General features: G+C 47.0%; 9 protein-coding genes and 2 pseudogenes. 7 read left to right on the forward strand and 4 right to left on the reverse strand.

What is annotated here, in order from left to right:
* A pseudogene (locus Q0614_RS11865) lies at window positions 1-472 on the forward strand (hypothetical protein); the annotation flags it as partial.
* Between the two features lie 394 nt (window positions 473-866).
* On the opposite strand, the gene Q0614_RS11870 reads toward Q0614_RS11865, so the two are convergent.
* From Q0614_RS11870 to gltX, 4 genes are all read right to left on the reverse strand, one after another.
* Entirely contained in the window at window positions 867-1109 is a 243-nt protein-coding gene (locus Q0614_RS11870; protein ID WP_298788920.1) for a hypothetical protein, read from the reverse strand.
* Window positions 1110-1388: 279 nt separating this feature from the next.
* Window positions 1389-3053, reverse strand: a complete 1665-nt coding sequence (locus tag Q0614_RS11875; RefSeq protein ID WP_298788922.1) for a lytic transglycosylase domain-containing protein — start codon at window positions 3051-3053, stop codon at window positions 1389-1391.
* Entirely contained in the window at window positions 3050-3346 is a 297-nt protein-coding gene (locus tag Q0614_RS11880) for a YggT family protein (RefSeq protein WP_297950403.1), read from the reverse strand. The genes Q0614_RS11875 and Q0614_RS11880 overlap by 4 nt, the downstream gene beginning before the upstream one ends.
* On the reverse strand, window positions 3340-4647 hold the full coding sequence (gene gltX / locus Q0614_RS11885; RefSeq protein ID WP_298788924.1) for a glutamate--tRNA ligase: 1308 nt from the start codon (window positions 4645-4647) through the stop codon (window positions 3340-3342). The genes Q0614_RS11880 and gltX overlap by 7 nt, the downstream gene beginning before the upstream one ends.
* 114 nt (window positions 4648-4761) lie before the next feature.
* On the opposite strand from gltX, the gene mscL reads away from it, so the two are divergent.
* From mscL to Q0614_RS11915, 6 genes and pseudogenes are all read left to right on the forward strand, one after another.
* Window positions 4762-5163, forward strand: a complete 402-nt coding sequence (gene mscL, locus Q0614_RS11890) for a large-conductance mechanosensitive channel protein MscL (protein WP_298788926.1) — start codon at window positions 4762-4764, stop codon at window positions 5161-5163.
* A 9-nt stretch (window positions 5164-5172) separates the two neighbouring features.
* The gene (locus Q0614_RS11895) at window positions 5173-5811 is read left to right on the forward strand and encodes a Crp/Fnr family transcriptional regulator (RefSeq protein WP_298788928.1); all 639 of its coding nucleotides are present in this window, start codon (window positions 5173-5175) and stop codon (window positions 5809-5811) included.
* Between the two features lie 3 nt (window positions 5812-5814).
* Window positions 5815-6942, forward strand: a complete 1128-nt coding sequence (locus Q0614_RS11900) for a metallophosphoesterase (RefSeq protein WP_298788930.1) — start codon at window positions 5815-5817, stop codon at window positions 6940-6942.
* The gene (gene asd, locus Q0614_RS11905; RefSeq protein ID WP_298788932.1) at window positions 6943-8013 is read left to right on the forward strand and encodes an archaetidylserine decarboxylase; all 1071 of its coding nucleotides are present in this window, start codon (window positions 6943-6945) and stop codon (window positions 8011-8013) included.
* Between the two features lie 82 nt (window positions 8014-8095).
* Window positions 8096-8569, forward strand: coding sequence for a prepilin-type N-terminal cleavage/methylation domain-containing protein (locus Q0614_RS11910; RefSeq protein ID WP_297987909.1), 474 nt, complete (start codon window positions 8096-8098; stop codon window positions 8567-8569).
* 4 nt (window positions 8570-8573) lie between these two features.
* A pseudogene (locus tag Q0614_RS11915) lies at window positions 8574-9160 on the forward strand (hypothetical protein); the annotation flags it as partial.

Consider the following 9160-nt stretch of genomic DNA (forward strand, 5'->3'; position numbering starts at 1 on the left):
AGATGAGTTTTATGCGCAGAATTTGCCCGTGTTTTTAAATGCGCTAAATTTGGCTGCGGAGCTTGGAGTGGGGCTGCTTGAGGCTACCGAGGTGATTGAGCCCAATCCGATCGATCTGAATAGGTCCGAGTCGTTTTCAAATCTTTTTAATTGTGATACTCAGGGCGCGCTGATCTACGCGGAAATCGCCGCACAGCAGATCGGCGAGGCGATAGAGTGCAGCAAGGCAGGCGGAGGCGGTACGACAGGTGGCGGGAATTCCGCCTCGCGCGGCATCGATGTAACGGGCGGCGGTAGTGCGGCTGAAGCGGATGGCGGCGCAATGAAAGAAAGCGGCGAGAATTTCGTTCCGTGCAGCGGTGATACGATAGAAGACGGCGGAGAGAATTCCGCCGCAGAAGATCATAAAAACACAACCTCCACAGGCGGCGAGAAGTCGCTTTTCGGCAAGATCAAAGGGCTTTTCAGATAGAAATTTGATCGCTAAATTTTAAAGCAGCTTGCAGGGTCGCACGATTTAAATCGCGATTAAATCATCTCGCGCTCGCAGGTCCCACGCCGTTAAATTTAGCTAAAACGGCGCAGCGGCAGGCGTAAATTTAAAATTTAAAACTTGCCGAAATTTTAAAACGGCGGTTTGCATATCTGAAGTTACGAAATTTTAAAGCGCTGCAAAAAAGCTGCAAAGAGGCTAAATTTAAACCCGCCGCAGCCTTTGCGGAGGGTAAGCTGCGGATAGTTTATCTGTTTAAATTCCATAGCCGAAAGCGCCCGATTTTGATTTCATGTCACTTAAAATTATACGTTCGGGCGCTAATTTGATCGCTCACAAAACGCCGCGATAAAATTTCAATGAATTTTAAATTTTAAAGCTCGTCACCCCAGAAATAAAGCTCGAAAAAAGCAAGCGCAAAGATAAAAAACAATATCAGCGCCGCGCCGCCCGCGCGGACGTAGCTATCGTCTCCTATGCCGAATTGTACGCAATACGCAAACGCCATAAAAAACAGGCAAGCCGCTAAATTTGCGGAGCGTTTCTTTTCGTCTTTCAATGACGATACGCACAAAACGGCGGCTAGCATGAGAACTACGGTCGCGATAATTTGCATGGCGTGCGACCTTTCGTGTAGGGCAGAAATAACCTTTGGCTAGCATCAAGAGATAAAATTTCACTACTGAAGTCAAAATAAATTCGCACGATTTTATAGCGCCTTGCCTACTTTTGCGGCGAAATTTCGCCGCTTTGATCTGCCCGTCTAAGCTCTTGGCGGGCAAATTTTGCGCTTTTGTTGAAGCGGCGGCTTTTAAAATTTCTCGCTCGCCGTATTTGAAAATTATCTTTTGCACTCGCCGCTTTTTAAAATCATCCTCCGAACTCGCCGTTAGCTTTAGCGAAAGTTATCGCTGCGAGAGGGGATCAGCAGATCTTGTAGTTCCTGTTGCACTGAGACTTTCGCGCGCGGATCGAGGATTTGCGAGTAGATGATAAAATTTGCAAGCACCTTTTTACCGTAGTCCCTACTCTCGGCATACGGCACGAGCTCCATGCTAAGCCACGGCTCAAATTTGCCCTTATTAAACATATCGCCGCGCTGAAGCATCTTTTTGACGAGCCCGAGTCCGCCGTTGTAGGCGTATGCGATGAAAACCGGGCTGTAAATTTTGCGCTCCAGCCAGTCGATATGGATGTTGGCGAAGCGGTAAGCGACCTCCGGGCGGAACATATCGTCTTGATCGAAGCCGTCGATTTTGAGTTGCTTTTTTCCGATCTCGTTAGCCAAAAACGGCATAAATTGCATCATTCCGAGTGCGTACGAGGTAGAAACCGATGCGGGCACGAAGCGGCTCTCTTGGCGGGCGAGCGCCAAAATTAGCGCCTTGCGGCGGTTGTCGCCGTCGCCGATGTGTTCCATAAACGGCGTCGGATAGAAGTTATCCTTGCCGCCGCTTGCTTTATTCATGATGTATGAGTACTCGCCGATGCTTTGCTTGGTGTCGAATTTTTTAGCAAATTCCAAAAGTTGTGGGCGCGACATCTGATCAGCGCTATTTTTCGTGCGAACCCAAGCGAAAGGATCGGTGATATCGTAGCCTTCGATGGAATTTTTAGCAGGATTTGGGATGATGATGTTTAAATTCCTATCCCCTAAGACCTCCTTGGCATAAAGCGCATAGAGGCTGTAATAATCGCTGCTAGCAAGCTGGCGCAAGACATTTTGATCTCCATTTAGCAGGTAGATCCAAAATTTCGCATTGTGTACATCGTGAGGCTTCTCAAAGCTCGCTGCTGCGCGGCTAAAAAATGCAAGCGCAGCCCCTTCATCGCCCTGCATGACGGCATTTACGCCCAGCATAAACGCTACGTCCTTCTCCACGGCTAGTGGATCGACGCCCATAAGCGAGCGGCGCAAGTGCGGGTATTTGCGGTTGATTAGCGCGTCGTTAAGAACCGCCTTAAAGCTTGGCTGGGCGCTTAGGCCGGTAACGAAGGTCGCATCAGCGTCGATGTCAATCAGAGCGTCTTTGCCCGCACCTTTTAAGTAGTCGTAATATAAAAAGTAGTTTTGCGCGTTGCGGCTCTGCATAAAATACTCGCTCGGATTTTCGTCGTTAAATCCGCGCAGTAAATTTACGGCGTTTCGCGAAGCCGCGTCTTGGTGACTCTCTAGTTGCGAAGCGAGTGTCTCGCGCACGGACGGACTTAGCTTGGCGATAAAATTTGGATAGGAGCGCGCCTTTTTGCAGGTTAAATTTGCATCTAAAATATTTGCCGCCGTTACTCCTGCGCAGCGATCCGGACGCTTAGGAGGGCGAACGGCGCCGAAAATTCTATCTAGCTTCTCTTTTAGTTTGCCCTTGTAGCGAAAGATGCTCTGTTTTAAAGCTTTAATCTCCGCTTTGTTGTATTTCGTTTCATCGATCAAGCGATAGATGTAATAGTCCTTGGCTAGGGATTTTGGCTCGTCTTTGATCTGTTCGTAGCTTAAAATTTTACCGCTACTTGCGGCGCACAGCAGTCCTAAAACAAGGCTAAATTTCAGAAATATTTTCAAATGACCGTCCTATTGATGATATAGATTATCGCGCTGTCAAAGAAGTTAAGCACGAGTAGGATAAGAAGCGGCGAAAGATCAAACCCGCCGAAAGTCGTAGGCAGATAGCGACGCACCAGCGCGAACGCAGGCTCCGTAAGCGCAGAGATGACGCGGTAGATTTTATAAAATTTACCGAACGGATTTGGGCGGATGAAACTTAAAACGCACGCGATAAAGATCACGATCATATAGGCTTGCAGCGCGTAGTGTAGGGTGATGAGCGCGCCGTAGATCAGGCTGTTTGCTAGCATACGATCTCCTTCAGATCGGCGCGGATCAGCGGATACAGCTCGCTAAGCTCCGGCCCGTGAGGCGCGCCGGTTAGTAAAAACCTAAGCGGCATAAATAGGCTCTTGCCTTTTAAATTTGTAGCCTGCGAAAGCGCCGTTTTGAAATCATTAAATTCCGCGCTTGCGCCGTTTGAGCTCAATAAATTTAAGATCGCCTCTCGCAGCGCCTGCGCCTGCGTCGCCCACTCCTGCGGGATATCTTTCGCGCCGTAGATCGCTGTGATCTTCTCTTTGATTTGTGGGATAAGGCTTGCTTCTTGAGTGTAAAATTTTATCAAAGGCGCAAATTTCGGCTCAAGCTCAAAAAGCTCCGCCAATCGCTGTTCGCTCGCTCTTTTGATATGCTCGCGGTTTATAAAGGCGAGTTTGTCCTCGTCAAATTTTGCCGGGCTTTTTGAAATTTTAGCGATATCGAAAAACTCCACCGCTTCATCCATACTAAAGACCTCGCGCGGCGTTTTATTGCCCAGCAGGATCAGATAATTCGCGATCGCTTCGGGCAGGTAGCCGCTTTGAAGCAGCCATTTCACCGAGGAGCTAGCTTCGCGCTTGCTCATCTTCTTGCCTTCGGAATTTAATATGATCGGCAGGTGCGCGTATTTGATCTCGCCGTCGTAGCCGAGGCTCTCGCGTATCCAGTTTTGCTTCGGGGTGTTTGAGACGTGATCCTCGCCGCGGATTACGAAGCTCACGCCCTGCATCATATCGTCGCAGGCGCAGGCGAAGTTATAAGTTGGCGTCTTGTCCGCGCGCATGATGACGAAGCTGTCGATGTTTTGCGGCTCAAATGTGATACGCCCCTTGATCGCGTCGGTAAATTCCAGCGCGTGATCCGGCTTTTTAAGGCGGATAGTAAAGGGCTTCTCGCAGTTTAGCACCTCTTCATCGCTTAAATGCTCGCAGTGCCCGTCGTAGCGATACGCCTCTCCTGCGTCTTTGGCGGCTTGTTTTTTCGCCTCAAGCTCCTCCTCGCTGCAAAAACAGCAAAACGCCTTTTTCTCGGCGAGTAGCTTGGCAGCAAACTGCTGATGAAATTTTAAATTTTTGCTTTGATAATACAGGCTCTGCCATTTAATGCCGAAGCGCTTTAAAATTTCGATTATCTCTTGATCTTTGCCTTCAATATTGCGCGCAGTGTCGGTATCCTCGATACGTAAGATGAAGCCGCTTTGATCCTGCAGCGAGCAGATGTAGTTAAAAATAGCCGCGCGTAAATTTCCGATATGCATATCGCCGGTGGGCGACGGAGCGAAGCGATACAATTTAGGTCCTTTGGGTTTAAATTTAAGCTCGGATTATACTTTTTACTTCCTAATAAAAAGCAAAAACAAAGCAAAAATAGGCTAATATCGGCGCATTTTATTTAAGGAGACAATATGGGTTTCATTCAGGAATTCAAAGAATTTGCGATGAAAGGAAACGTCATCGATATGGCGATGGGTGTCGTCATCGGCGGGGCTTTCGGCAAGATCGTAACCTCGCTCGTAAGCGACATTATGATGCCGGTTTTAGGACTTCTTACGGGAGGTATGAATTTTACCGATCTTAAGATCGTGTTAAAAGAAGCGGTGGGGCAGACCCCGGCCGTTACGATAAATTACGGCTCGTTTATCCAGGTAACGGTCTATTTTATCATCATCGCGTTTTGTATATTCTGCGCGATCAAGGCGATCAATAAGCTTAAAAAGCCTGCCCCTGCTCCAGAGCCTGCCGCACCTGCCGAGCCTAGCGAAGAGATTAAACTTCTTACCGAGATAAGAGACCTGCTTAAAAAATAGGTCGCGGCGATGCTTGAGAGAATTCCTTATTTCAAAGCTCTAAGCGCAGCGCAAATCGATCGTTTGGAGCAGATTAGCATCCATAAAAGCTACAAAAAGGGCGAAATTTTATTTTTCGAGGGCGAGCGCTCGCAGTATCTATTAATCCTGCTAAAAGGAATTTTAAAAATCTATAAAACCTCCGCAAAGGGGCGTGAGATCCATATGCGCGAGATCCGCCCCATCTCGCTCGTGGCGGAGATGGTAAATTTCGAAGAGACGAGCTATCCTGCAAGTGGCGTGTTTTCGACAAACGGCGAGGTGCTAAAGATCGATTATGAAAAATTTAAAAACGAGTTTATGAGCGATCCAAAGATTTGCCTGGAGCTTTTAAAATCGATGTCCGAGAAGATCCGAGCGCTAAATGCAGTCTTTGATAATCAAGTCGTGCTTAACTGCGACGGCAAGATTGCTAAGTTTATCAGCGAGAATTTCGATATTTTTATGAGCACGAAATACACTAGAATAGCCAAAATTCTAAATGTTACCCCCGAAACATTTTCGCGCACCATCACTAAATTTAAAAGGAGCGGCGCGCTAATTTTAGACGATAAGCAAGAAATCACGGGCTTTGATAAAGATAAGCTAGACGAGTATATCCAAGGCTAGAGTTTGAAAAGCGCCTATATTTTCCCAATCGTCGGCACAGTTTTATTCCTATTTTTTAATCTTTACATCTACAGATCGATCAGCGCGCGCTTTACGCCATATAAAAATTTCGTGATCTTCCGCCCTGCCTTGAGCTTGCTTTGCGTAGCTTTGGCGATTTTAGATGCAATATTTTTTGCGGGTTTTGGGCTTAATGGAAGCTTTAAAAACGAGCTGCTTTATAAGCTATGCGTATTTTGCATGGCGGCATCCTTTTCGCTCTTTTTTATCTGCCTTGCTTACGATGTGCTAAGCGCCGCTGCGCATGTAGTTAAATTTAGCCAAAACAGGCGAAAATTTTTAAAAACCTTTATCGATATAACCTTCGTAATAATGGCGTTTAGCTATATTTTTAAGGGGCTTTATAATGCACTAAAAATTCCAAAAATCACCGAGCGCGAAATAAAAATCAGAAATTTAGCTCGCGAGCTAAGCTTCGCCGTCATCTCGGATGTGCATCTGGGCGAGTTTTTGAAGAAGGAATTTTTGCAAGGCATCGTAGCGCAGATAAACTCGCTAAATTACGATGCGCTACTGATCGTGGGCGATATGTTTGATCTGCGCTCGGATGAGCTCGGGGATATTTTGCAGCCTCTTGAGGCGATCAAAAAACCTATATTTTTCGTCACGGGCAACCACGAGTATTACCGCGGCGACGCAAGCAGGCTTATCGCAGCGATGCAAAAAGCGGGCGTGCGCGTGCTGCAAAACGAAAGCGTGGAATTTGAGGGGCTAAATTTAATGGGCGTGCACGATCTTAGCGGCTTTCGCTTCGGATACATGCAGCCAGATCTAAGCGCTGCGCTAGCGCAGGCGGATCCCGATAAGCCTAAAATTTTACTCGCGCATCAGCCCAAATACGTCGTGGACTTCGTGCGCGACGAGGTCGATCTGTGTATCTGCGGACACACGCACGCGGGGCAAATTTTCCCGTGGACGCTTTTGGTGCTGCTTAGCCAGAAGTATCTTTACGGGCTGTATAACGACGGGCTAAAGCAAATTTACGTAAGCAGCGGCGTAGGGTTTTGGGGTCCGCCGATAAGGGTCTTTGCCGATGCCGAGATCGCGCTGCTTAAGCTTAGAAAGGCATAGATGAGAAGTTTTATTTCGAGGATTTTTGGGGTTATCGCCGCGGTGAAATTCCCTAAATTTATACAAAATTTTATAAACCGCAAATATGTGGAATTTTTCAAAATCGATATGAGCGAATTTGATCCGCCGCAGAGCTACGCGAGCCTAAACGCGCTTTTTACCCGCCGCTTGCTGCGTCCGCGCGAGATAGCGGCAGACGAGACGGCTTTTATAAGCCCTAGCGACGGCGTGATCTTTGAGAGCGGAACCTGCGCCGATCTGCGGGCTTTTAGCGTAAAGGGCTGCGAATATAGCCTTAGCGAGCTGCTAGGACACACGTTTACGGCAAGCGAAAGCGGCGGAGCGGTTAAAAATTTAGATGGCGGGGCGGTTGCTACGAACGGGAGCGGCGAGGTTGGAACCGGATGCGCAAAAGATGCTAGCGCAGGGATGAAATTTCGCGCCGCACAAGCGAAAATCATAAGCGACGAAAGCGGCGTAAATTATTCCGCGAGCGGCGTGCGGGTTGAAATTTATAGCGATGAAAGCAGTGTGAGCCGCGAAACGAGTGCAGAGGACGCCCAATGCCGCAAAAATACAAGCGGCGCAAATTTAAGCTACGCAAATATCTATCTAAGCCCGCGTGATTATCATCATTATCACGCGCCGTGCGATCTGGGCGTGCTGCAGGCGCTTTATATCCCTGCCGATCTCTACAGCGTGGCGAAGAAGCTTTTACTTAAAATTCCAAACCTCTACGCTAAAAACGAGCGCGTGATTTTGAAGTGCAAAATGCGAAACGGCGGGATTTTATGGATGGTTTTCGTGGGTGCTTTAAACGTCGGCAAGATGAGATTTGATTTCGATACGCGAATACAAACGAATGCGTGCGCGAATAGAGCTGAGGCGCTTTACGAATATGAAAATTTAAACTTTAAAAAGGGCGATCATTTGGGAAATTTTGAGCTGGGTTCGACGATCGTGCTCGTAGCGCAAAGCGAGTTTTTAAAATTTGAAACCCCGACTGATATGTCCGTAAAATTCGGACAAAAAATCGCAGAATTTAATGAAATTTCACAAAATTCCATTTAAAATGCAGGATTTTTTCTTTAACTAAAATTAATTTTATTTAAATTTGGCTATAATCATCTCACTTTAAATCAAAGGATTTAACATGAAAAATTTAAAAGCTTTTACGATGATAGAGCTTGTTTTTGTCATCGTCGTTTTAGGTATTTTGGCGGGCATTGCGGTGCCTAGATTAGCCGCTACGCGCGATGATGCCACGATCGCTAAGATGCGCGGAGACATCGCCGCCATTAGAAGCGGACTTTCGCTAGTTAGAAGCGAGAATATGATGAGAGGCGTGACTACGTGGCCTGCTTTGGAGGGTTCGGACAATGCCACTCTTTTTGAAGGCGTTTTGCAGCAACCTATCTATCCTATGAGAGATGGCGGTAGGAACGGCTGGGCTTTGGTTACGAACGGCAATGCTAACGCAACGTCTACATATAGGGCTAGCGTAGCGGGCAAGAGTACTACTTTTGATTACTATCCGACATCGGCTTTGGCTACGGCAGCGGGTAGAAACGTAGGTTCATTCGACTGCGATCACAAAGACGAGCTTTGCCAATCCTTAGCTCAATAGCTAAATGCTCTATTATGAAGTTGCGGTTTTGGGCGCCAGCCTAAAGCCGCTTACTTATAGTTTAAATTTTAAAATCCCAGCTTATCAAATCGTATCCGTTCCCATAAAATCAAGTATCAAATCCGCCGTAATTCTGCGCGAGGTTGCAAAGCCGAGCTTCAAAACTAAGAAAATTTTAGAGATTTCGCAGCTTAAATTTACGCAGTTTCAAATTATACTAGCAAATTTTATAGCGCATTATTATGTTTGCGAAAAGGGCGTTGCATTCGGGATCTTTGAGCCTTCAAGTGAGACGACGCAGAATTTGCGGAATTCGCAGGAGGATCCTACGACCGAGCGGAATTGCGCTTGCGAGCAAATTCCCGTTAGTGAGTTGGTCTCCGCTTGCAAACAAGCTTCTACCCGCGAACAAAATTTTATTTTCGAGCAGGATTCCATCACCACACAAAATTCTACGCTCGATGGGAATTTTAATGCCACACACAATTCCGCCTCAATTCAAAATTCTGAATTGAGGAGGAATTCTACTACCGCAGAAAATTCTGTTACCGTCATAAATTCCGCCATCGCGCCAAATTCCATGCAAAGGCA

Origin of the sequence: uncultured Campylobacter sp., assembly GCF_937997595.1 — a bacterium.
In the GTDB taxonomy this organism is placed as follows: Bacteria; Campylobacterota; Campylobacteria; order Campylobacterales; family Campylobacteraceae; genus Campylobacter_B.